This window comes from Pseudomonas sp. NFPP07 (assembly GCF_900115645.1).
GTDB classification, from domain to species: Bacteria; Pseudomonadota; Gammaproteobacteria; order Pseudomonadales; family Pseudomonadaceae; genus Aquipseudomonas; species Aquipseudomonas chlororaphis.
This window is the reverse complement of sequence record NZ_FOXG01000013.1, coordinates 112972-136870: the sequence shown is the minus strand read 5'-3', so window position 1 is coordinate 136870 and position 23899 is coordinate 112972. Positions and strand designations below refer to the sequence as shown.

At 62.8% G+C, this 23899-nt stretch carries 18 protein-coding genes and 1 tRNA gene; 4 read left to right on the top strand and 15 right to left on the bottom strand.

Going from position 1 to position 23899, the window contains the following annotated elements; all coding sequences use genetic code 11:
• The 4 genes from BM019_RS28755 to ptsP all read right to left on the bottom strand — a co-directional run.
• On the bottom strand, window positions 1-260 hold a 260-nt coding region (locus BM019_RS28755), incomplete at its 3' end, for a helix-turn-helix domain-containing protein (protein WP_139217396.1).
• Window positions 261-584: 324 nt separating this feature from the next.
• Window positions 585-2327 (bottom strand): PTS fructose-like transporter subunit IIB, encoded by a 1743-nt coding sequence (locus tag BM019_RS28750; protein ID WP_092422207.1) that lies wholly within the window; start codon window positions 2325-2327, stop codon window positions 585-587.
• 11 nt (window positions 2328-2338) lie between these two features.
• A complete protein-coding gene (gene pfkB / locus BM019_RS28745) occupies window positions 2339-3280 on the bottom strand; it encodes a 1-phosphofructokinase (RefSeq protein WP_092422204.1) in 942 nt (313 codons plus the stop codon).
• Complete coding sequence (ptsP, locus tag BM019_RS28740; RefSeq protein WP_092422201.1) at window positions 3280-6141, bottom strand: phosphoenolpyruvate--protein phosphotransferase; 2862 nt, start codon at window positions 6139-6141, stop codon at window positions 3280-3282. Before ptsP ends, pfkB begins: the two co-directional genes overlap by 1 nt.
• Window positions 6142-6437: 296 nt before the next feature.
• Here ptsP and cra point away from each other — a divergent pair, with 296 nt between their 5' ends.
• Together cra and BM019_RS28730 are read left to right on the top strand one after the other, a co-directional pair.
• Window positions 6438-7433 (top strand): catabolite repressor/activator, encoded by a 996-nt coding sequence (cra, locus tag BM019_RS28735; RefSeq protein ID WP_085529812.1) that lies wholly within the window; start codon window positions 6438-6440, stop codon window positions 7431-7433.
• A 2-nt stretch (window positions 7434-7435) separates the two neighbouring features.
• On the top strand, window positions 7436-8224 hold the full coding sequence (locus tag BM019_RS28730; protein WP_092422198.1) for a TatD family hydrolase: 789 nt from the start codon (window positions 7436-7438) through the stop codon (window positions 8222-8224).
• Between the two features lies 1 nt (window position 8225).
• Here the strand turns inward: BM019_RS28730 and BM019_RS28725 are convergent, their stop codons facing one another.
• The 4 genes from BM019_RS28725 to BM019_RS28710 all read right to left on the bottom strand — a co-directional run bounded on the left by BM019_RS28725 (window position 8226) and on the right by BM019_RS28710 (window position 14119).
• Window positions 8226-10256: a methyl-accepting chemotaxis protein gene (locus BM019_RS28725; RefSeq protein WP_092422195.1), complete on the bottom strand. Its 2031-nt coding sequence runs from the start codon at window positions 10254-10256 to the stop codon at window positions 8226-8228.
• A 202-nt stretch (window positions 10257-10458) separates the two neighbouring features.
• Window positions 10459-11295, bottom strand: a complete 837-nt coding sequence (ampE, locus tag BM019_RS28720) for a regulatory signaling modulator protein AmpE (protein ID WP_009042135.1) — start codon at window positions 11293-11295, stop codon at window positions 10459-10461.
• Complete coding sequence (gene ampD, locus BM019_RS28715; RefSeq protein WP_007922273.1) at window positions 11292-11852, bottom strand: 1,6-anhydro-N-acetylmuramyl-L-alanine amidase AmpD; 561 nt, start codon at window positions 11850-11852, stop codon at window positions 11292-11294. Before ampD ends, ampE begins: the two co-directional genes overlap by 4 nt.
• 62 nt (window positions 11853-11914) lie before the next feature.
• Window positions 11915-14119 (bottom strand): DUF1631 domain-containing protein, encoded by a 2205-nt coding sequence (locus tag BM019_RS28710; protein ID WP_092422192.1) that lies wholly within the window; start codon window positions 14117-14119, stop codon window positions 11915-11917.
• Between the two features lie 342 nt (window positions 14120-14461).
• Here BM019_RS28710 and nadC point away from each other — a divergent pair, with 342 nt between their 5' ends.
• Complete coding sequence (gene nadC / locus BM019_RS28705; RefSeq protein ID WP_009046940.1) at window positions 14462-15310, top strand: carboxylating nicotinate-nucleotide diphosphorylase; 849 nt, start codon at window positions 14462-14464, stop codon at window positions 15308-15310.
• A 65-nt stretch (window positions 15311-15375) separates the two neighbouring features.
• Here the strand turns inward: nadC and BM019_RS28700 are convergent, their stop codons facing one another.
• Window positions 15376-15672 carry a DUF6388 family protein gene (locus tag BM019_RS28700; protein ID WP_037005092.1) on the bottom strand — a complete coding sequence of 99 codons (297 nt, stop codon included), beginning with the start codon at window positions 15670-15672 and terminating at the stop codon, window positions 15376-15378.
• A gap of 338 nt (window positions 15673-16010) precedes the next feature.
• On the opposite strand from BM019_RS28700, the gene BM019_RS28695 reads away from it, so the two are divergent.
• Complete coding sequence (locus BM019_RS28695) at window positions 16011-16907, top strand: hypothetical protein (protein WP_092422189.1); 897 nt, start codon at window positions 16011-16013, stop codon at window positions 16905-16907.
• Window positions 16908-16978: 71 nt separating this feature from the next.
• Here BM019_RS28695 and BM019_RS28690 read toward each other — a convergent pair.
• The 6 genes from BM019_RS28690 to infB all read right to left on the bottom strand — a co-directional run bounded on the left by BM019_RS28690 (window position 16979) and on the right by infB (window position 23893).
• Window positions 16979-17054, bottom strand: a tRNA-Thr gene (locus BM019_RS28690).
• Window positions 17055-17191: 137 nt separating this feature from the next.
• A complete protein-coding gene (gene pnp, locus BM019_RS28685; protein WP_009042129.1) occupies window positions 17192-19297 on the bottom strand; it encodes a polyribonucleotide nucleotidyltransferase in 2106 nt (701 codons plus the stop codon).
• A gap of 196 nt (window positions 19298-19493) precedes the next feature.
• Window positions 19494-19763: a 30S ribosomal protein S15 gene (gene rpsO, locus BM019_RS28680; protein ID WP_009042128.1), complete on the bottom strand. Its 270-nt coding sequence runs from the start codon at window positions 19761-19763 to the stop codon at window positions 19494-19496.
• Between the two features lie 140 nt (window positions 19764-19903).
• A complete protein-coding gene (truB, locus tag BM019_RS28675; RefSeq protein WP_007920884.1) occupies window positions 19904-20821 on the bottom strand; it encodes a tRNA pseudouridine(55) synthase TruB in 918 nt (305 codons plus the stop codon).
• A 3-nt stretch (window positions 20822-20824) separates the two neighbouring features.
• Window positions 20825-21220 carry a 30S ribosome-binding factor RbfA gene (gene rbfA / locus BM019_RS28670; RefSeq protein ID WP_007920881.1) on the bottom strand — a complete coding sequence of 132 codons (396 nt, stop codon included), beginning with the start codon at window positions 21218-21220 and terminating at the stop codon, window positions 20825-20827.
• Window positions 21221-21379: 159 nt separating this feature from the next.
• Entirely contained in the window at window positions 21380-23893 is a 2514-nt protein-coding gene (infB, locus tag BM019_RS28665) for a translation initiation factor IF-2 (protein WP_007920879.1), read from the bottom strand.
• Window positions 23894-23899: the final 6 nt, after the last annotated feature.

Here is a 23899-nt window from a genome sequence, read left to right as displayed (position 1 = left end):
GTTGTAGGTCCTTTGGAGCGTAACTCGATGATCGAGGCTTTGATTTCAAAGGGAATGATATGTGCCTGAGCATGCCGACTGCGACTGCGCTCATCCAAGCCCTGCACACCCTCTGCGTTGTAACGGGCTACCCATTTGTAGCCCGTTTTTCGACTGATGCTGTGTGCCGCACACAGTTCGCGGAAGTTAAAGCGTCTCGACAGATAGTCGGCAATGAACATCACTTTAAGGTCCATAGGGTTCAGCTCTCGCCACGGCATGGTCAGCTCCTCGGAATCGACCCTGCCAGTTAAAAACTGTTACCTATGTGCTTGAACTTTTCTGTTACCTATGTGGGTGAGTCATACCGGCAAGCGTTTTTGCTTACTTTTTAGGCGTCTGAAAAAAGTGAGTCGCCGTAAGGGCGAAACCGCCAGCAGCCGTTACCGCAGAAACGGATATGTACCCCATCCAAAAAATGCAGCGCCAGAACAGACGCCATCGCGAGCAATCGAGCATCGACCAGCCACTCCTACAGAGTCAGCAATCACCAGAAACAACAATGGCGCCACCCGGGCGCCATCGAAGTCAACGCAGAACAGCCGTCAAGCCTTGACCGGCTCCAACGCCAGCTCAGCCGCCTCCGGCCGCTTCACCAGCGCATACACCACCGCCGTCAACAAACTCCCCGCGACAATCGCCAGCAAATACAACAACGCATGATTGATCGCATTCGGAATCAGCATCACAAACAACCCACCATGGGGCGCCATCAGCTTGCAGCCGAAATACATCGACAGCGCCCCGGTCAGCGCGCCGCCGGCGATGCTCGCCGGGATCACCCGCAACGGGTCCTTGGCGGCGAACGGAATCGCCCCTTCGGAGATAAAGCACAGCCCCAGCACCAGCGCCGCCTTGCCGGCTTCACGCTCGCTCTGGGCAAACTTGCGCCGGGCGATAAAGGTGGCGATGCCCAGGCCGATCGGCGGCACCATGCCGGCGGCCATGGTCGCCGCCATCGGTGCATAACTCTGCGACGCCAGCAACCCCACGGAGAAGGCATAGGCCGCCTTGTTGATCGGCCCGCCAAGGTCGACGCACATCATGCCACCGAGCAACACCCCCAGCAGGATCGCGTTGGTGGTACCCATGCTGTCGAGGAAGTGGGTCAGGCCGGCGAGCATCCCCGCCACCGGCTTGCCGACCACGTAGATCATCACCAGGCCGGTGAACAGGCTGGCCAGCAACGGGATGATCAGGATCGGCTTCAAGGCCTCCAGGCTCTGGGGCAAGCGCGCGTATTTACTGATGGCCTTGGCCGCATAGCCGGCGATGAAACCGGCAATGATCCCGCCGATAAAGCCCGCGCCCAGGGTGCTGGCAAGCATGCCGCCGATCATCCCCGGCGCCAGGCCCGGGCGGTCGGCGATGGAATAGGCGATGTAACCGGCCAGCAGCGGCACCATCAGCTTGAACGCGGTGTCGCCGCCGATCTGCATCAGGGCGGCGGCCAGGGTTCCCTCCTCCTTGAACGCGGTGATGCCGAAGACGAAGGACAAGGCGATCATCAAGCCCCCCGCCACCACCATCGGCAGCATGAACGACACACCGGTCAGCAGGTGCTTGTAGACCCCGGTTTTCTCTTGCTTGGCCGGCGCCGCGCCAGCGCCCGCCGCTGCCGATTCCACCTGGCCTTCGGCCAGCGCCTTGTTCAGGGTCGCCTCGGATTGCTTGAGGGCGATGCCGGTGCCGCAGCGGTAGATCTTCTTGCCGGCGAAGCGCTCGGTGGGCACTTCGATGTCCGCGGCCAGCAGCACCACGTCCGCCGCGGCGATGGCTTCGGCGCTCAACGGATTGCGCGCGCCGACCGAGCCCTGGGTTTCCACTTGCAGCTCGTAACCCAGGCGCTTGGCGGTCTGCTGCAAGGCCTCGGCCGCCATAAAGGTGTGGGCCACGCCGGTCGGGCAGGCGGTGACCGCCACCAGCCGGGGGGCATTCTTGCTGGCCGGCGCCGGCTCGGCCACGGCTTCGGCTGCGACATACACCTGGGCCTCCTCGGCGCCACGGCGCAGCACGCCGTCGACGTCCTGCAGGGCCACGGAGGGCGAGCTCTGGAACACCCGCTTGCCAACGAAACGCGACATGTCCAAAGGCCCGGTGCTGACCACCAGCACCCACTCGGCCGCTTCGAGGGTGGCGGCCGACAACTGCCGTTCCGGGTGCGCCTCGTCATGCACTTCGACACTGGTGCTCCAGCCCTGGCGCTGGGCCGCGGCGTCCAGCAACCGGGCGCACAGCACACTGGTGACCATGCCGTTCGGGCAGGCGGTAACAATGGCTAACTTCATGACCAACCCTCTTATTGTTCTATGAGGGGATGAACGCGCACCCCCTGTTCAAGCTGTGCCAACTGCGCGGCATCGGTGATGCCGAAACCGATCTGGGTCACGGCCATGGCGGCGATGGCCGTGGCGGTGCGCAGGGTCTGTTCAAAAGCGTGGGCGCTGAGCAGGCCGTGGAGCATGCCGGCCAGCAACGAGTCGCCGGCACCGACGGTGCTGGCCACGCTGACCTTCGGCGGCAACGCCTGCAGGGCCGGCGCGGCACTGAACCAGTTCACGCCTTCGGCGCCATGGGAAATCACCACATGCTCGACGCCCTGGGCGTGCAGGCGCCTGGCGGCTGCGGCCTGGGTCGCCAGCGACAGCAGCGGGCTGCCCAGGGCCTCGGCCAGTTCCTCGGTGTTCGGCTTGACCAGCCAGGGCCCGGCGGCCAGGCCGGCGCGCAGGGCTTCGCCGCTGGTGTCCAGCGCCACTTTCAGCCCCAGTGCCTTGAGACGGGTCAGCAAGGCGTGCAGCCATTGCGGGCTGACGCCGCGCGGCAGGCTGCCGGCCACCACCACCGCGTCATGCCCCGGGGCGATCTGTTCCAGGCATTCGAGCAGCGCCTGTTGCGCCGCCGCGTCGACCTCCGGGCCGGGGCCGTTGAGATCGGTGATGCGCCCATCCTGTTCGGCCAGCTTGATGTTGCTGCGGGTTTCCCCCGGCACGCGAATAAAGGCGTCGACAAAACCGCGCCGGGCAAACAACGCCTCGAAGGCCTGGGGATTGTCTGCACCAAGAAAGCCGCTGACGGTCAGCTGATGGCCAAGGTCGGCCAGCACCTGGGCCACGTTCACACCCTTGCCAGCGGCGTGAGTGTGCATGGCTTCGCTGCGGTTGACCTGCCCCGGCTCCAGGCGCGTCAGCTGGACGGTGAGGTCCAGCGCCGGGTTCAGGGTCAGGGTAAGAATCTTTGCCATTACATGGCCTCCACAAGGGCGCGCACATCGTTCGCGCTGCCGACGGCCAGGGCCTGTTCAGCAAGGGTTTGCGCCTGGGTCAGGCTGAGTTCGCGAATGCGTGCCTTGACCTCGGCGATGCTGCGTCCGGAGACGCTCAGTTCGTCCACACCCAGGCCGACCAGCACCGGCACCGCCAGCGGATCGGCCGCCAGCTCGCCGCACACGCCGACCCACTTGCCGTGGGCATGGGCCGCGCGCACGGTGATGTCGATCAGTTGCAGCACCGCCGGGTGCAGGCCATCGGCCTGGGCCGACAGGGTCGGGTGGCCACGGTCGATGGCCAGGGTGTATTGGGTCAGGTCGTTGGTGCCGACGCTGAAGAAGTCCACTTCCTTGGCCAGCACCGGCGCCAGCAAGGCGGCGGACGGCACTTCGATCATGATCCCCAGTTGCAGGTCGGCCACCGGGATCTCCAGGCGCAAGCGCTCGGTCATGTCGCGGGCGGCGCGCCATTCGTCGACGCTGCCGACCATGGGGAACATGATCCGCAGCGGGCGGTTGTCCGCCGAACGCAGCAGCGCACGCAGCTGGGCTTCCATGATCTGCGGGCGTTGCAGGGTCAGGCGGATGCCGCGCACGCCGAGAAAGGGGTTTTCTTCCTTGGCGATCGGCCAGTACGGCAGCGGTTTGTCGCCGCCGACATCCAGGGTACGCACCACCAGCGGCCGCCCGGCCAGGCCATCGAGCACGCGGCGGTATTCGGCTTCCTGGGTGGCTTCGTCCGGCGCTTGCGGGTGGGCCATGAAAATCAGTTCGGTACGCAGCAGGCCAATGCCTTCGGCGCCGTTTTCCACGGCGCTGGTCACCCCGGCGCTTTCACCGATATTGGCGAAGACCTCGACGTGATGGCCGTCGGTGGTGTGCGCCAGTTCATGGCGCTGTTCGGCGGCGGCCTTGAGCCGTTGCTCGCGGGTATCACGCTCTTCGGTGGCCCGTTGCAGGGTGCTGGCATCGGCGTCCACATGCAGGCGACCGCGCTGGCCATCGAGCAGCAGCGGCGTGCCCGGCTTGAGCAGCAGTACGCCAGCCCCGGCACCGACCAGCGCCGGAATCCCCAGGGCGCGGGCGACGATAGCGCTGTGGGCGGTGGCGCCACCACGGGCGGTAAGAATGCCGGCCACCCGCGCCGGATCGAGGCGCGCCACGTCCGACGGGCCGACCTCATCCATCACCAGGATGTAGGGTTCATCCGGCTCGACCGGGGTCTGTACGCCGCACAGCTGGGCCAGCACCCGGCGGCCGATGTCCCGCAGGTCGGCGGCGCGTTCGGCCAGCAGCGCATCGTGCAAGGCTTCCTGTTGCCGGGCGGCGGCTTCGATCACGGTCATCCAGGCCGCTGCGGCGCTTTCGCCCTGCTTGAGGCGGGTGTCGACTTCGTCGGTCAGTTCCGGGTCGTCGAGCATTTCCTGGTGGGTCACGAAAATCTCGCGAATCGCCTTGGCCTTGCTGCGCTGGATCAGGCCGTCGATGTCCTGGCGGACCTCGGCCAGGGCCTGCTGCAGGCGCTCGCGCTCGCTGGCGGTGGATTCGCCGCGCAACGGGTAATCGAACGGCTGGATCACCTGGATATGTGCCGGGCCGATGGCGATGCCGGGCGCCGCCGGGATGGCCTGGACCAGGCTGCCGGAAGCCGGCGCGCTGATGGGCACCTCGATTTCTTCCGGCACCTCCTGGGGCGCGCTGGCTTGCGCCACCGGCTCGACTTCCTCCCCCAGCCCTTCGGCGATGGCCGCCAGCAAGGCTGGCAGGGCGTCGGCGGCGATGTTCGGTTCGGCGATCAGCTCCAGGGTCTGGCCACGGCGGGCGCCGAGGCTCAGCAGCTTGCTCAGGCTCTTCACCGAGACGGCGGAGCCCGGTGTGTCGAGGATGCGCACGCGGATCTCGCCCTCGAAGCTTTTCGCCAACTGCGCCAGGATCTTCGCCGGGCGCGCATGCAAGCCGTGGGCGTTGGCCAGCACGATGCGCGCGCTCGGCCAGTCGGCCGGCAGTTCGCCGCCCAGCACTTCAAGCACCGCACGGCTGCTGGTGGCCCGGCCCAGTTCATGGCCACGGCCTTCGATCAGCAGCGCGCACAGGCGCTCGAGCAGGGCCTGGTGGGCCTCGCCCAGGCTGGCCAGGCAGAACAGCCCGGCCAGGGGCTGGCCGAGGTAACGAATCGGTTTGTCCGGGGTGACGAAGGCCAGGCCCGGGCGCTTGACGGTCTGCTCGCTGTGCAGCCACCACAGGCCATCGCCCAGGGGCAGCGCCTCGACTTGTTGCAGCACCGCGGCAAAACCGTTGCTGACGCAGTCGGCCTGGCGCAACAGGCGGGCGCCGCGCCATACCAGTTCTTCGAAATCTTCGGCGGCCACGCCCAGGCCGATCATCTGCGCATCCAGCGCCAGCTCCTGTGGTGCGCCTTGCAGCAGTTTCAGCAGGGCTTCGGGCGAGCTGGCGCGACGCAGGGCCTGGCCCAGGTCGGTTTCGCCGAGGGCGCGGGTCAAGAGTTGCAGCAGGCGCAGGTGTTCGTCGGATTTGGCGGCGATGCCGATCGCCAGATAGACGATCTGGCCATCGCCCCAGTCCACGCCCTCGGGAAATTGCAGCAGGCGCACGCCAGTGGCGAACACCTGGTCGCGGGTTTCCGGGGTGCCGTGGGGAATGGCAATACCTTGACCGAGAAAGGTCGAGCCCTGGGCTTCACGGGCCTGCAGGCCCGCCAGGTAACCTTCGGCGACCAGGCCGTCGGCCACCAGTTTGTCGGCGAGCAGGTGCAGTGCAGCGGACTTATCCACAGCCGACTGGCCCATGGATATCTGCTCAATAGTGAGCTCGAGCATGCTTTCTCCTATTTAGCGCTGGGGCGCTAGGTATTGTTTTGAGTGAATCAGCCAGGCGGCGTTAATGCCACAAACGGGACCGTCGGCTTGGCAAGGCCCTGTTTCCGTTTGCTCATATTCCTAGAAAATACGCGTGCTGAAACGTTTAATCTACAATGACGGGCACGTTACTCGATAATCAATCATCCTTGAAGTCCTACCTGTCGGTTGCACGTTCCGACATTGGTCGCCTGCCCATATCGGTTAGGATTGGCGAAAATGTCGGGGCAAGCTCCAGAAAACAAGGAAAACCCGGGTTGAAACTCAGCGATATCGCCAGACTGGCCGGTGTGTCCGTCACCACCGCCAGCTACGTCATCAACGGCAAGGCCGAACAGCAACGCATCAGCAACGCGACCGTCGAACGGGTCCGGGCGGTGGTCGAGGAACATGGCTTCACGCCCAACCCTCAAGCCGCCGGGCTACGCAGTCGGCGGACCCGGACCCTGGGTTTCATCCTGCCGGACCTGGAAAACCCCAGTTACGCGCGTATTGCCAAGTTGCTCGAGCAAGGCGCCCGCGCCCGTGGCTACCAGCTGCTGATCGCCAGCTCCGACGATGCCCCGGACAGCGAGCGGCAGTTGCTGCAACTGTTCCGCGCGCGCCGCTGCGATGCGCTGTTCGTCGCCAGTTGCCTGCCGCCGGAGGATGACACCTATCGTCTGTTGCAGGCCCAGGGCCTGCCGATCATCGCCATCGACCGGGTGATGGAACCGGAGTTTTTCTGCTCGGTGATCAGCGACGACCAGCAAGCCAGCCTGCAATTGACCCGCAGCCTGCTGCAGCCCCAGCCGCGGCAGATCGCCCTGATCGGCGCCCGCCCCGAGCTGGGCATCAGCCGCGAACGCACCGCCGGCTTCAAACAGGCGCTGGAAGGTTTCGACGGCCAGGTGCTGATCGAACAGGGCGAAGCCTTCAGCCGTGACTGCGGGCGCCAGTTGATGGTAGCGCTGCTGGAGCGCCTGGGCCATCTGCCGGATGCCCTGGTCACCACCTCCTATGTGTTGCTGCAAGGGGTGTTCGACGCGCTGCACGACTTCCCGCTCAAGTCGCGGCCGCTGCGCCTGGGCACCTTCGGCGATACCCAGTTGCTGGACTTTTTGCCGCTGCCGGTGAATGCCATGGCCCAGCAGCACCAGCTGATCGCCGACAAGGCCCTGCAACTGGCCCTGGCCGCCATTGAAGAAGCCCATTACCAACCCGGCGTGAACGCCATCGCCCGGACCTTCAAGCAGCGCATTCACGAGGCTTGAACGTGGAACTGATCGACAGCCACACCCATCTGGATTTTCCGGATTTCGACGCGGATCGTCAGGCGCTGCTGGCGGCCAGCCGCGCCCTCGGCGTGCGGCGGATGGTGGTGCTGGGGGTTTATCAGCGCAATTGGCAGCGGCTCTGGGAGCTGGTGCAGAGCGATGCCGACCTGCACGCCGCCTTCGGCCTGCACCCGGTCTATCTCGACGAGCACAGCCCGGCCGACCTGGTTGAGCTGGGCGACTGGCTGAGCCGCCTCGCGGGCCACCCGCAGCTGTGCGCGGTGGGCGAGATCGGCCTGGATTATTTTCTCGAGCAACTGGATCGCCAGCGCCAGCAGCAGCTGTTCGAAGCGCAACTGCAACTGGCCGCGGACTTCCAGCTACCCGCCCTGCTCCACGTACGGCGCAGCCATGCCGCGGTGATTGCCACCCTCAAGCGCTTCAAGCTCAAGCGCGCCGGCATCATCCACGCCTTCGCCGGCAGCCGCGAAGAGGCCCGCGAGTACCTCAAGCTGGGGTTCAAACTGGGCCTGGGGGGCGCCGCAACCTGGCCGCAGGCCCTGCGCCTGCGCAAGGTCATCGCCGACTTGCCGCTGGACGCGGTGGTGCTGGAAACCGATTCGCCGGACATGGCGCCGGCCATGTACCCCGGCCAGCGCAACAGCCCGCAGCACCTGCCCGACATCTGCGCGGCCCTGGCCGAGATCATGGCCATCAGCCCCGAACAGTTGGCGGCGGCCAGTACCGCCAACGCTTGCGCGCTGTTCGGCTGGCCCCACAGCGCCTGAATCAGACCCGGAAGGCGCTGATCAACTGCTTCAACTGCACCACCTGCGCGGACAGCTGGCGGCTGGCGTTTTCAGTCTGGTACGCGCCTTCGGCGGTGCGCTCGCCGGCGCGGTTGATCTCGACGATGTTCTGATCGATGTCGTGGGCCACCGCGGTCTGCTGCTCCACCGCCGCGGCGATCTGCTGGTTCTGGTCGACGATCATGCCCACCGCGCCGAGGATGTTCTCCAGCGCCTGCTGGACCTTTTCCGACTGCCCGACCGTGCCATTGGCCATTTCATGGCTGATGCCCATGGCCTTGACCGCAGCCCCCACGCCGCCGTGGAGCTTGACGATCATCTGCTCGATTTCCTCGGTCGATTGCTGGGTACGCTTGGCCAGGGTCCGCACTTCGTCGGCCACCACCGCGAAGCCCCGGCCCTGCTCACCAGCGCGGGCCGCTTCGATGGCGGCGTTGAGGGCCAGCAGGTTGGTCTGCTCGGCGATGCTCTTGATGACTTCCAGCACCCGGCTGATGGCCTGGCTGTCGCTGGCCAGCTGGTTGATCACCAGCACCGACTGGTCGATCTCGCTGGCCAACTGGGCAATGCTGCCTTGCTGGGATTCCACCAGCCCGCGCCCGCTGATGGTCTCGTCGTTGACGCTGTGGGCGCTGCTGACCGCGGCCGCGGCGCTGCGCGCGACTTCCTGGGACGTGGCGGACATCTGGTTCATCGCCGTCGCCACCTGCTCGATCTGGCTGCGCTGCCCGGCCACCGCCTGGTTGCTCTGGGCCGACACGGCTTCCACCTGCCCGGCCTGGTGCTCGACTTCGCCGACGGTCTTGCCCACCCGCTCGATCAGGTCGTGGATCTTCGCCACGGTGCCGTTGAACACAGTGCCCAGTTCCCCCAGCTCATCGCGGCTCTGGGCATCGAAGGTGACGGTCATGTCGCCGGCCGCCACCTTGTCCATCATCGCGCCCAGGCGCTTGAGGGTGGTACGGGTCGAGACGTAGAACGCGCCGTAGAGATAGAAGATCAGCAGGAACACCGCCGCCAGCGCCACCACCAGCAGCACCATGTGCGCGCGGTTCTGCCCGAGCCGCTGCTGCAGCTCTTCGCCAAGGAACTTCAGGGTCGCCTCGTTGAGCTGGTAAGTCTGCGCCATCAGCCCGCTGACCTGATCGTAAAAGCCCTGCCAGGGTGCATCCAGGGTATCGGCCATCACCACCTGCTCTTCGAACAGCTCGCTGGCTTGCTTGAGGCTGCCCTTGCTGGCGCTGGCCTGGGCGTCCAGCGCGCCCTGGGCGGCCTTGCTCGAGCCCAGCGCATCCTGCAGTTTCAGGCCGTATTCGGCCTGGAGCTTTTCGATCTGCACCAGCAACTCGTCGAAACGGGTGCTGGCGGATGAGTTGAGAAAACCCTGACCCAGGGAATACGCGCCCATCGCCCGGCCTTCGCCGAGGACCTGCGTGACCTGGGGCGTGACGCTGGTCAGCAGTTCGCTCAACTGCCGCACATCGCTCTGGGTGTCGCGGCTCAGGCCGGACTGGCTGGCGATGATCTGGCTGAAAATCTGTGCACTGCCCAGGAGCTTGCCGATCAGCGCGCTTTTGCTTTGCAGCGAGCTTTCCGCCTGTTGCGCCTTGAAGGCGGCGATCATTTCATCGCGCTTGCCGTCGAACACGCCGATCTGCTCGGGGTCCACGGTGACCGCGTCCAGGCCCTGCAAGCGTTCGAGCACGGACTTTTCCAGGGTGACTATCTTGCTCTCGATATCCCCGGCCTTGCCGGACTGCCCCAGGGTCGCGTTGATCTGCACCATGTTGTTCAGGGTTTCCAGGTCGCGGCGCAGGGTCAGGCTGCTGCCCAGCAGGTCCAGGCTTTGCAGCTCGACCTGGGTGGCCTGGAATTCACGGTAGGAATCGCGCACCAGATAAAAGTTGGTGACCAGCATCGGTAGGAAAAACAGCACGCTGATCAAGCTGAATTTCATGCCGAAGCTCAGGCGGTTCATCAGGGCAATGGCGGGATAGAGCAAGCTCTTCACAAGAAGTCTCCCTTTTTGCTTTTATTTTTATTGGCAGGTACGCGAAGACGGCAGATAGCCACTATTTGGCGCTGCTTCTGTATAGCTCAAATCGGCAAAAGGGTTTGTAACTTAAGGTTAACCGCGGGGACGGCGGACGGATGGAAGGCTTCAGTTGCGCTGGCGAGACCGGGGCTCGCCAGCGCTCAGTCGCTGCTCGTCGTCAGGGCAGCACGGTCCACAGGGCAAAGCCGGCATACCAGAGCACCGCGGCCCGCAGCAACAGCTCCCAGATCCGGTCCAGGCTGACAATGCCGTCCGGCCCGGTGATCGGCGTGGGGATTTCCGCGGCGACCAGACCGACCTTTTCCACCAGCTGCGCGGCGCTAATGTTCCAGTTCAGCAACTCGTGGAGCATCACGCGACTGACCGCGACGAAGTTGCCCACCAGGGCGAAACTGGCCGCCAGCAGGCGTACCGGCAACCAGTCGAAGGCATGCCGCAGCTGCCCGGCGCGCTCGGCGACCGCCGGGTTCTTGCTGTGCTCGGCGGCCAGCGCCAGCAGGCGATAACTCAATGCGGCCACCGGGCCCAGCAGGAAGTACCAGAAGATCACCGCGAAAAAGCTCTGGTAGGCCTGCCACAGCAGATGCCCCTGAACCCGCTCGAGTAACTGCTCGCCACTGTCGGCACAGATATCCAGGTCGCGCTTGGCGACATGCGCCGCGGCTTGCAGGTCCTCGCGGCGCCAGGCATCGCGGAACGGTCCGAGTTCGCCCAACAGGTCGCCCCGCCCCAGGCTGTAGATCACCACCAGCAGATGCACCGGCAACGCCAGCAGGCCGTAGGCCAGCGGCTCCAGGACCAGCAACAGCAACCCCAGCAGCACTGCCGGCAACAGCACCAGCAGCGCCAGCACCCACCAGGGATGCTTGGCCAGACGCGGGCTGGCCTCCTGCCCAAGCAATTGGCGCAGCCACGGCTCGTCATGCTGAACGCGCTGGCGCAAGGCCGAGAACTTCTCGATCCAGACCGCCAGCAACAACACCAGAAAACTCATTGTCCTTCCCCTTCGTTCAGGGCCGCGCGATAGCGTACCCAGTCGAATCCGGGCCCCGGATCGGTCTTGCGCCCCGGAGCGATATCGCTGTGCCCACAAATCCGCTGTGGGGTGATGGCCTTGAAGGCCTGCTGCAACTGCCGGGTCAAGGCAATCAGCGCGTCGTACTGGGCATCGGTGAATGGCAACTCGTCGGTGCCTTCCAGTTCGATCCCCAGGGAAAAATCATTGCAGCTTTCGCGCCCGTCGAACCACGACACGCCAGCGTGCCAGGCGCGGTCCAGACAGGAGACAAACTGAGTCACGGTTCCGTCACGTTCGATCAAAAAATGCGCGGACACGCGCAGGTCGGCGATCCCGGCAAAATAGGGGTGCTCTGTGACATCGAGACGGTTCTGGAAGAATTCCTGCACTTTGCCCGTCGCGAACTGGGCCGGCGGCAGGCTGATGTTGTGGATCACCAGCAGGGAAATTTCATCCGCGGGGCGTGCGTTGAAATTGGGTGACGGGCAATGGCGAACGCCGTGACACCAGCCGCTTGCGGGGTCCAACTGCATACCGATTCCTTCAACGAAGCCTGTGACGGCTCAGTATGCCGCGTTCCACGCCCAGGTTGCGATCACTTGCCGCGATTGAGTCGCTGCAAACTGCCGATCACCGATTCCAGCGCCCGGTCGAACAGCAAGGTGTCGTCCAGCTCACGCACGGCCCCGCGCTGAAACTCCAGGGCCAGGCCGACCCGGGTGCGCTCCAGGACCTTCATGCCGGTGCGGTTGACGAAGATGTACTTGTCGCCGGGTTGCACGATGGCCGCCAGCTTGCAGCGCACGCTGTTGTCCTCGTCCTCGAGGAATTCAACCCAGGCCCCCAGCCGCAGCTGTTCGACCCGCAGCAAGCCGGGATCGTTGGCCGCCAGCGCCAGGGGCGCGGCCTCCAGCGGGCCCTCTTCAGCGCTGGGCAGGACGATGTGTTCCTCGACCGCGACCATCGCCGGCTGCTCGTCCGCCACGCCCGGCCGATGCTGCCCGGCGTTCTGAGCAAAGTGCTCGAACGCTTGCAGGTGCAAGGCTTCCAACTGGCTGAAGAACTCGCTGGTGGCGAATGGATCGAACGCCGCGCTGTTCAAGCCGTCGCGCAGCGCCTTGAGCAGGTCGGGCACCAGCGCCAGCAGCTGCATGGCGGCATCCGGATCGGTGTGACGCTGCACGCTCCAGATCAGTTGCTCCATGGTCTGCAGTCCTTGGCGCCATTCGCTGGACTGCTCGCCATGCTTGAGGCAGGTCAGCAGCAAGACCTTGCTCCAGGCCTGCTGCACGAACTCGACGACCGTCAGCGGCAGGACCTTGCCCAGCAACCCCTCGTTTAACGCCTGCTCGACGCGACGGCGCGCCAGTTCAGCCTTGGCCCGGCCCTCTTCGGCGTCACGGGTGCGCTGTTCCAGCAGCTCGCTACGACGCCGCTCGTCACTGGTGAAGGCGAGAAACTCGGCGAGCAGCTCGGAAAAGATCGCCGGGTCGTCGACGAAGTCGCTCAACAACCGCTGCACCACCTGCTCGATACGCAGGTACAGGCTGTCGCGCTGATAATCGTCGCAGCTGCCCCAGCCCATGGCCGCCGCGGCGATTTCATTGAGCAGGCGGCGCGCGGGATGGCTGCTGCGGCTGAAGAAGCTCTTGTCCAGCACCGCGACCTTGAGCATGGGGATCTGCAAGCGGCCGATCAGGGTCTTCAAGGACTCCGGCAGGTTGCGATCGGCCAGGATGAATTCGAAGAGCATGGCCACCAGATTGATCACATCCTCGTCGGCCACTCCGACCACCCGCGACTTGCCACTCTTTACGCTGACCCGGGTCAACAGCTGCTCCAGCTGGTTGCGCAGGTCGAAATCGTCCTGGGCGCTGGCCGGCACGTAGTGCTGCAGGTGAGACAGCAGGCGCAGCAGGTCACGGGTGGAAATGGGCTGGGTTTCGGCGCTCGCCTCGAGGGTCGGCACCACGCTGCCGCGGACATGCAACAGCAGCTCCTGCAAGGCGGCGAACACTTGCTGAACGCTTTCGTCCATCTGCGCCACGCCGGGCTCCGGCGTGGCCTGGATACTCGCGGCCGCCTGGTCGATAGACCGGCGCGCCGGCGCGGGCTTGAGCTCCGGCAACACGCCCGTGGCGGCCAACAGCTGATTGGCTTCAGCGTACAGCTGGTCGGCTTCGCTGAGCACATAACGTTCGAACAGTTTGAGAATGATCAGCTTGACCTTGATCTCCACCCCCAGGCTGCGCCCGGACTCGAGGAAATACTCGCAGAGCATGGCCGGACCCAAGGGGTTGCTGCGGTCATCCAGGTGCTTGCCCAGCAGCGCGCTCAGGCGCGCGGTGAGCTGGCCAAGGGCAAAACCGTCACGATTGCCCGCCTTGGCGACCATCGCCTCGAGGGCCACGGTGCGCTCCAGGTCATCCTGGCAGGTGTCAGCGGGTGGGACGTAGGCGACGGCCTGGGCGATCGCCGGCGCGGGGTCGTACTGGACCAGGTCGACAAAGGCCTCGAAGAGTTTTTCCAGGAAGCCGCGCTCGATGCTTTTGCGTTTCAGGCGCAGGTCGCGCATGGCTTCGAAAAAGGTGTTCTGGTCGACATTGTTCTGGGCCCGGTCGGCCATCTCGAACAAGGTGTCGTCGGCGTTATCGAACAGTTCCTGCAGGCCATGGCGCAGTTGCTGGGCGGCCTTGTCACGGACCTGAAGCAGAATCACAGGCAGGCGGGCGAGCGGCGAAGGGTTCGCCTGATCCGTAGTGGCCTTGTGCAAAGGCACTACATTCCCGTCGTTGTGCATCCAAGCCTCCTGAAAGGTTTTTCTCTGCCGCGCAAGAAAAGGTCGGTCGACGCTCACAGTCGAGTCCCAGCGGGCATCGATACGCACCGCTGCATTTCAAATAGTGGGGAGCCAAGCAAACGTCAAAGCTATGACGTCAATTAGAAGTCGGATTATCTGGCAAAAGCCCCTTCTTGTGCCAGCAGACTCTGCGCGGGCTTTGAAATAGCGCTCATATAGCGACCGCCCTTTCTCGCAAACGGCACATGCCAGGCGACCAAATGCAGGTACTGGAGGGGCGCCGCCTTGGGTTCGCTTGCGCCATGGCCCTATAATCGGGCCACTTTGTTTGTGGAGCCCGCTATGCCGAATCTACGCCTCGCCGACCTGACCGCCGAAATCGAAGCCAACGTGCGCCGTGCGTTGCTGGAAGACATCGGCAGCGGCGATATCACCGCGCAACTGATCCCGGCCGAACGCCTGGCCAAAGCCACCATCATTACCCGCGAAGCGGCGATCATCAGTGGCACGGCCTGGGTCGACGCGGTGTTCCGCCAGCTCGACCCGCGGGTCGCCGTGCATTGGCAGGTGCGTGACGGCGAGCGCGTCAGCCCCAATCAGGCCCTGTTCCACCTCGAAGGTCCGGCCCGTTCGCTGCTCAGCGGCGAACGCTGCGCCTTGAACTTCCTGCAACTGCTGTCCGGCGTGGCCACCCGCGCGCAGTATTACGCCGACTTCGTCGCCGATACCCAGGTCAAGTTGCTGGATACCCGCAAGACCCTGCCAGGGCTGCGCCTGGCGCAGAAGTACGCGGTGACCTGCGGTGGCTGCCACAACCACCGCATCGGCCTGTACGACGCCTTCCTGATCAAGGAAAACCATATTGCCGCGTGCGGCGGTATCGCCCAGGCGATCAGCGCCGCCCACAAGATTGCCCCGGGCAAGCCGGTGGAAGTCGAAGTGGAAAGCCTGGAAGAACTCAAGGAAGCCCTGGCGGCGGGCGCGGACATCATCATGCTCGACGAGTTGAGCCTGGACGACATGCGTGAAGCGGTTCGCCTGAATGCCGGCAAGGCCAAGCTGGAAGCCAGTGGCGGGATCAATGAAAGCACCTTGCGCCCGATCGCCGAAACCGGCGTCGATTACATTTCGATCGGGGCGATGACCAAGGATGTGAAGGCGGTCGACCTGTCGATGCGTTTGAGCCTCTGATTTTCAAAAGCCTGCGCGCTACCCCAAAGAAAAACGCCAGCCCCTGAAAGGCTGGCGTTTTTGCGTCAGTCGTCGATTTCGTTGAGTTCCAGGTAGTCCTGAAGGTCCATGCCCAGGGCCTCAGCGACTTCCTGGTGGACCTCCAGCCGCATGGCCTTGAGTTCCTCGGGCGACTCGGCGATCAATTCCAGCACAAGCTCCCACGGCTCGATGCCGCGCGACTCCGCTTCGTCCTCGAACGCCCACTGGGCCTGCTGCTTCTGCTCCTGCGGGCTCAGGGCGCTGATTTCTTCCTGCAAGGAAGGCGTGGCAGCCAGGTACTTTTCAAGGGCTACGTCAATTCTGGCTTCTTTAGGAATCATCTCGTTCTCTCTGATCATGGGAATGGAAGATGGATCTGGATCGTTGGGATCTCTTTGCCGCAAAAAAGCGCTGTGAAAGCCGATTTATCTGGCCGTGAACCATTCGGGATCATCTGAAAACCATTCAGACAGGCTGCGAATATAGGGCCTTTGTCTGCGGATGCATACGAATCCTTACAGCGCACCGACAAAAAACCTGTCCGTTCGCTCAAGGCACTTTCACGAAAAATACGTTGTTACATTCCTCTCCCCGAGCAACCTTCTTGCCCCTGGAACAAGAAGGCAGGAACGCAGTCATAGCGATGTGCCATATCGGCACTTCACAAGGAAACCCAGTGATGCTCAGCCGCACTCAGCGTTCGTCCGCCTTCCTCGCCACCAGCCTCTCTACCCTGATCCTCAGCAGCCTGTCACTCTCCGCCCAGGCCGTCGAATTCAACTCCAGCAGCGCCTCGTACTCGGACAGGATCTCGGCCCTGCACCAGGAAGTAGACCTCAAGTACACCGTGCGCCCCAGCGGCTTCACCGTGGACGACCTGCAAAAGCTGCAGGACGGCCTCAAGAGCAGCAGCGTCGAGCTGGAAAAGCTCAAGGACATCGTCAACAGCCAGGCGCGCCTGATCGAAGAGCTCAAACGCAACACCGGCAGCAGTTCCAGCTCCACTGCCAGCGAGGTGAGCAACCTCAAGAAAACCACCGGCGAGCAAGCCAACCAGCTGAAGAAACTGGAAACCCAGCTTGAAGAGTTCAAGCGCAACAGCGGCACAAGCTCCAGTTCGAGCACCAGTGAAGTGAACAACCTCAAGCGCGTTACCAGCGACCAGGCCAGCGAACTGGACAAGCTCGGCAAACAGATCGAGGAGCTCAAGCGTGGCAGCAGTTCAAGCTCCAGCTCGAACTCCAGCGAGCTGAACAGCCTCAAGAGCACGGTCAGTAGCCAGGCCAGTGAACTGGACAAGCTCGGCAAGCAGATCGAGGAGCTCAAGCGTGGCAACAGCTCAAGCTCCAGTTCGAGCTCCAGCGAGCTGAACAGCCTCAAGAGCACAGTCAGCAGCCAGGCCAGCACCCTGGACAAGCTGGCGAGTCAGATCGATGACCTCAAGCGCGGCAGCAGCTCAAGCTCCAGTTCGAGCTCCAGCGAGCTGTCCAGCCTCAAGAGCGAGGTCAGCAATCAGGGCCAGAATCTGGACCAACTCAAACGCAGCCTCGAGGATCTGAGAAGCAAGGTGAAGTGATTCAAGGCCAATAAACACGACAAAGCCCGCTCGATGCGGGCTTTGTTGTTTATACGTCTTGAACTGCCAACTGGTGCCCGAGACAGGAATCGAACCTGCGACCTTCGCGTTACGAGTGCGCTGCTCTACCGGCTGAGCTACACGGGCGCTGGGCTAAACCTAGCACCGGGACCGGGGTTTTGCCATGTCACCCGCCCGGCAGGGAGCAAGGCACAAACGGCAGATAGCAAAACGCCCCGAACCAGTCGGGGCGTTTGCTTGTTCAGCTTACAGCGTCAGGGGTCTTAAACGCCCGAAGCCTTGGCTGCTGCCACATCTTTGATGGACAGTTTGATACGGCCGCGGTTGTCCACGTCCAGCACCAGCACTTCCACTTCCTGACCTTCTTTCAGGATGTCGGTCACTTTCTCGACGCGAGCATCGCTCAGCATGGAGATGTGAACCAGACCGTCCTTGCCAGGCAGGATGTTGACGAATGCGCCGAAGTCGACGATGCGCTCAACCTTGCCAACGTAGATCTTGCCGATCTCGGCTTCCGCGGTGATGCCCAGAACGCGCTGACGCGCAGCTTCTGCGGCTTCCTTGGTTTCGCCGAAGATCTTGATCGAGCCGTCGTCTTCGATGTCGATCGAAGCCTTGGTCTCTTCGCAGATCGCACGGATGGTCGCGCCGCCTTTACCGATGACATCACGGATTTTGTCGGTGTCGATCTTCATCGCGATCATGGTCGGAGCGTTGGCCGACAGTTCGGTACGCGACTGGCCAATGATCTGGTTCATCTGGCCGAGGATGTTCAGGCGAGCTTCCAGGGCCTGACCCAGGGCGATCTCCATGATTTCTTCGGTGATGCCCTTGATCTTGATGTCCATCTGCAGCGCGGTGACGCCTTTGGCGGTACCGGCTACCTTGAAGTCCATGTCGCCCAGGTGGTCTTCGTCACCCAGGATGTCGGTCAGGACGGCGAATTTCTCGCCTTCCTTGACCAGGCCCATGGCGATACCGGCAACCGGAGCCTTCATCGGCACGCCAGCGTCCATCAGTGCCAGGGAAGCACCGCACACGGAAGCCATGGAGCTGGAACCGTTGGACTCGGTGATTTCCGATACCACGCGGATGGTGTAGGGGAACACGTCGGCGGCTGGCAACATGGCCTGAACCGAACGACGGGCCAGACGGCCGTGACCGATTTCACGACGACCAGCGCCACCCATGCGACCACACTCGCCCACCGAGAACGGAGGGAAGTTGTAGTGCAGCATGAAGGGGTCTTTCTTCTCGCCTTCCAGGGTGTCCAGCAGCTGTGCGTCACGGGCGGTACCCAGGGTCGCGACGACCAGGGCCTGAGTCTCGCCACGGGTGAACAGGGCCGAACCGTGGGTCTTCGGCAGAACGCCGACTTCGATGTTCAGCGGACGTACGGTGCGGGTGTCGCGGCCGTCGATACGTGGCTTGCCGTTGACGATGTTTTCGCGAACGGTGCGGTATTCGATTTCACCGAAAGCGGCTTTGACGTCGGCAGCGGAAGGCTGGCCTTCTTCGCCGGACAGCTTGGCGACGACCTGGTCTTTCAGCTCGCCCAGGCGTGCATAACGGTCGGCCTTGACGGTAATGGTGTAAGCCTGGGAGATCGCTTCGCCGAACTCGGAGCGGATAGCGCCCAGCAGGTCGGTGGCTTCTGGAGCCGGAGCCCAGTCCCAGGTCGGCTTGGCGGCTTCGGCAGCCAGCTCTTTGACGGCCTGGATAACGGCCTGGAATTCGTCGTGGGCGAACAGTACGGCGCCCAGCATCTGGTCTTCGGTCAGCTCTTTGGCTTCCGATTCAACCATCAGTACCGCTTCTTCGGTACCGGCTACGACCATGTCCAGGCTCGAGGCAGCCAGCTGCTCGTAAGTCGGGTTCAGCAGGTAGCCGGTGCTTTCGTGGAAAGCAACGCGGGCAGCACCGATCGGACCATCGAAAGGAATACCGGAAATCGCCAGCGCAGCCGAGGTACCGATCATCGCAGCGATGTCCGGATCGGTCTTCTTGCTGGTGGAAACCACGGTGCAGACAACCTGCACTTCGTTCATGAAGCCTTCTGGGAACAGAGGGCGGATCGGGCGGTCGATCAGACGCGAGGTCAGGGTTTCTTTCTCGGAAGGACGGCCTTCACGCTTGAAGAAACCGCCAGGGATCTTACCGGCAGCGTAAGTCTTTTCCTGGTAGTGAACAGACAGAGGGAAGAAACCCTTGCCTGGATCGGCTTGCTTGGCGCCAACCACGGTCACCAATACGCTGACGTCGTCGTCAACGGTGACCAATACTGCGCCGGAGGCCTGACGGGCGATACGGCCAGTCTCGAGGGTAACGGTCGACTGACCGAACTGGAATTTTTTGATTACCGGGTTCACGGTGTCCTACCTTCTTTGTGGCTCTTGGGGGAACTGGTTTCTTGCGAAATTCTTGGGCAATCCCGGGAATCGGCCCGGCCTTTATTGTCCAGGTAAAACTACGGTCCAGATAAAACTTGAGGCTGGGAGCCTGCCATGCGCCTGCGGGAAACCCACTGACGCACGGCAAACAACCAACCTCTAGCGCAATCGCTGATTAGCGACGCAGACCCAGGCGACCGATCAGAGCGCTGTAACGGCTCAGGTCTTTGCCTTTCAGGTAGTCCAGCAGCTTACGACGCTGGTTAACCATGCGGATCAGACCACGACGGGAGTGGTGGTCTTTACCGTTGGCCTTGAAGTGACCTTGCAGTTTGTTGATGTTGGCGGTCAGCAGTGCAACTTGCACTTCTGGCGAACCAGTGTCACCAACAGCTTGCTGGTAGTCGGTTACGATTTGAGCTTTTTCTTCAACGCTGAGTGCCATTTGGCTTTCCTCTCAAAAGGCAGCGTTCCGAGAAACGCCACCAACAGGCCAGGGACAAATCCCCGTATCTATAAATGAGCTGTGACCGTGCCTGTTAACAGCCACCCTCTCCAGCCTGCTGTTACACAGGCTGGTTCCGGTCATTCCGACCGAATCAGTCGACGCGGCGCGATGCGCCCGTCTTCGCTCACTTCACCGATACCGATAAAGCGACCGTTATGATCCTGTACCCGCACCATGCCGAACTTCGGTGCATCGGGAGCCCGTACCGGCTGGCCGTTGAGCCAGTAGAACGCGCTGTGCTCGGAGAACTGCAGCAGCGGCCAATCCAGCAGGCCGCTGTCCGATGGCATCAGGAAGCGATCCACCGCTTCGTTACCGCCTTCGGCATGTACCGCTTCAAGCTCTTCCAGCGTGACGGTCTGGGCCAGACTGAAAGGGCCGGCCTGGGTGCGACGCAGTTCCGCGACGTATGCACCACAACCCAGCTTCTCACCGATATCCTCCACCAGGGTGCGGATATAGGTGCCTTTGCTGCAGTCCACCGCTAGCCGCGCAGTATCGCCTTCAAAGGCCAGTAATTCCAAGCGCGCAATAGTAACAGAACGCGCTTCGCGCTCCACCACTTCGCCTGCACGAGCCAGCTTGTAAAGTGGCTGGCCATCACGCTTGAGGGCCGAGTACATCGGTGGTATCTGGCTGATTTGCCCACGAAATTCCGGCAGCACCGCTTCAATATCGGCGCGACCAACGGTCACTTCGCGAGTCTGCAGGACTTCACCCTCGGCATCGGCCGTGGTGGTGGTCTTGCCCAACTGCATCAGGGTTTCGTAACCCTTGTCGGAATCGAGCAGGTATTGCGAGAACTTGGTCGCCTCGCCAAAGCACAACGGCAACACGCCGGTGGCCAGGGGATCGAGACTGCCGGTGTGCCCGGCCTTCTCGGCGTTGAGCAACCAGCGGACTTTCTGCAACGCCGCGTTGGAGGTGAACCCCAGCGGCTTGTCGAGCAGGATGATACCGCTGACGTTACGGCGGATACGCTTGACCTGAGCCACCGCTTACTCCTTGGCGTCTTCGGGTGTAGCGGCGTGCTGGCTGTCTTCGGCCACGGCGCGCTCGATCAGGGCCGACAGATGCGCACCCCGCACGACGCTTTCGTCGTAGTGGAAGTGCAGCTGTGGAACGCTGCGCAACTTCATCTCGCGAGCCAGCTGCATACGCAGGAAGCCGGCGGCCGAATTGAGCACCTTGATGCTCTGAGCGATATCGTCAGCGTTGTCCTGGCCCATCACGGTGATGAAAATCTTGGCGTGACCGACGTCACGGCTGACTTCAACGGCGGTGATGGTGACCAGGCCGACGCGCGGATCTTTGACTTCACGACGGATCAGCTGAGCGAGCTCACGCTGCATCTGGTCGCCGATACGTTGGGTGCGGCTGTATTCTTTTGCCATGTCTTGTTACCTGTTGCTGCCTCGCGGTGAAACCCGCAAGGTCTGAAAGCGGCAAACGCCCGGCCTGACAGAAGCCAGACCGGGCGTTGCGTTTAGAGTCCGGACGATGCGCCGTGCATTTTCATGCAACTGGCCATCATGGCTCTTGAAGTGCGCGAGTTAGAGGCTGCGAGCAACCTGAACCTTCTCGAAGACTTCGATCTTGTCGCCGACTTTGACGTCGTTGTAGCTCTTCACGCCGATACCGCATTCCATGCCGGCACGCACTTCGGAAGCGTCATCCTTGAAGCGGCGCAGGGATTCCAGCTCGCCTTCGAAGATAACGATGTCTTCACGCAGTACACGGATTGGACGGTTACGGTGAACGACACCCTCGATCACCATGCAACCGGCGATCGCGCCGAACTTCGGCGAACGGAACACGTCACGAACCTCGGCAACACCCAGGATGTTCTCCCGAACGTCGCTGCCCAGCATACCGGTCAGGGCTTTCTTGACGTCTTCGATGATGTCGTAGATCACGTTGTAATAACGCATATCCAGACCTTCCTGCTCGACGATCTTGCGAGCGCCGGCATCGGCACGCACGTTGAAGCCGAACAGGACAGCGTTGGAAGCCAGGGCCAGGTTGGCGTCGCTTTCGGTGATACCACCGACGCCGCCGCCGACTACGCGCACTTGCACTTCGTCGTTGCCCAGGCCGTTCAGAGCGCCTTGCAGAGCTTCCAGCGAACCACGGACGTCGGATTTGAGGACGATGTTGAGCGTCTTCTTCTCTTCCTGGCCCATGCTTTCGAAGATGTTTTCCAGCTTGCCGGCGTGAGCGCGAGCCAGTTTGACTTCGCGGAACTTGCCTTGACGGAACAGAGCCACTTCACGGGCTTTCTTCTCGTCGGCAACCACGCTCATCTCGTCGCCAGCGTCCGGGGTACCGTCCAGGCCGAGGATCTCGACCGGAATGGCCGGACCTGCTTCCTTGATCGGCTTGCCGTTCTCGTCGAGCATGGCGCGCACGCGGCCATAGTTCGAGCCGACCAGCACCATGTCGCCTTGACGCAGGGTACCGTCCTGAACCAGTACGGTCGCCACCGGGCCACGGCCCTTGTCGAGACGCGATTCAACCACGACACCACGGCCAGGAGCCGAAGGAGTGGCGGTCAGTTCGAGCACTTCGGCCTGCAGCAGTACGGCTTCGAGCAATTCGTCGACGCCGGTACCCATCTTCGCGGAAACCGGAACGAATGGAGTATCGCCACCCCAGTCTTCGGAAGTCACGCCGTGAACCGACAGTTCGCTACGGATGCGATCGAGGTCGGCACCCGGCTTGTCGATCTTGTTCACCGCGACCACCAGAGGTACGCCAGCCGCCTGAGCGTGCTGAACGGCTTCAACGGTCTGCGGCATCACGCCGTCGTCCGCTGCAACCACCAGGATCACGATGTCGGTCGCCTTGGCACCACGAGCACGCATGGCGGTAAACGCGGCGTGACCCGGGGTATCGAGGAAGGTGACCATGCCGCGTTCGGTTTCAACGTGGTACGCACCGATGTGCTGGGTGATGCCGCCGGCTTCGCCAGCCGCTACCTTGGCACGACGGATATAGTCGAGCAGCGAGGTCTTACCATGGTCAACGTGACCCATTACGGTCACGACTGGCGCACGAGGAACCGCTTCACCTTCGAACTTCAGGGACTCGGCCAGGGAATCTTCCAGGGCGGTGTCGCTGATCAGGGTCACTTTGTGGCCCAGTTCTTCAGCAACCAGCTGGGCAGTTTCCTGGTCCAGTACCTGGTTGATGGTGGCCGGTGTGCCCAGCTTGAACATGAACTTGATGATTTCGGCAGCCTTGACCGACATCTGCTGGGCGAGATCGCCAACAGTGATGGTTTCGCCGATCTTCACTTCACGCACGACCGGGCCGGTTGGGCTCTGGAAACCGTGAGCGTTGCGTTTCTTCAGCTTGGCCTTGCCGCGACCACCACGACGGAAGCCATCGCTTTCTTCGTCGGTGGTACGTGGGGCAACGCGTGGAGCCGGAGCCTTTTCCTTGACGGAAGCACGATGCGGAGCGTTTTTACGCTCGCCATCGCCACCACGACGGTTGTCGTCGTTACGGCTCTTGTCCGGGCGACGCTGCTCGTCCTTCTTGCGCACTTCAGCGACCGGCGCTGGAGCGACAACAGGAACATCTTCAACAATCGGCTCGGCAACCACCGCAGGTGCGGCAACCGCTTCAACGGCAGCAGGTTGCGCAGCAGCAGGCTGGCGACGCGCTTCTTCTTCGGCGCGACGCTTGGCTTCTTCTTCAGCCTTCTGACGTGCAGCATTTTCTACTGCGCGACGTTCTTCCAGTTCACGCTGGCGCTCGGCTTCGATTTCTTCCGGGCTGCGCTGTACGAAGACTTTCTTCTTGCGTACTTCAACGCTGATGCTTTTGCTGCCGGCCACACGCAGGGTGCTGGTGGTTTTACGCTGCAACGTGATCTTGCGCGGTTCTTCCACTTTCGCCTTGTGGCTGCTCTTCAAGTGAGTCAGCAACGATTGCTTCTCACTGTCGGTCACATGTTCCTCGGCGGCGGTGTGCGGCAGACCTGCCTCACGCATCTGCTGCAACAGGCGCTCTACCGGTGTTTTGACCTCATCGGCCAGTTGTTTCACCGTGACTTGCGTCATGCACTT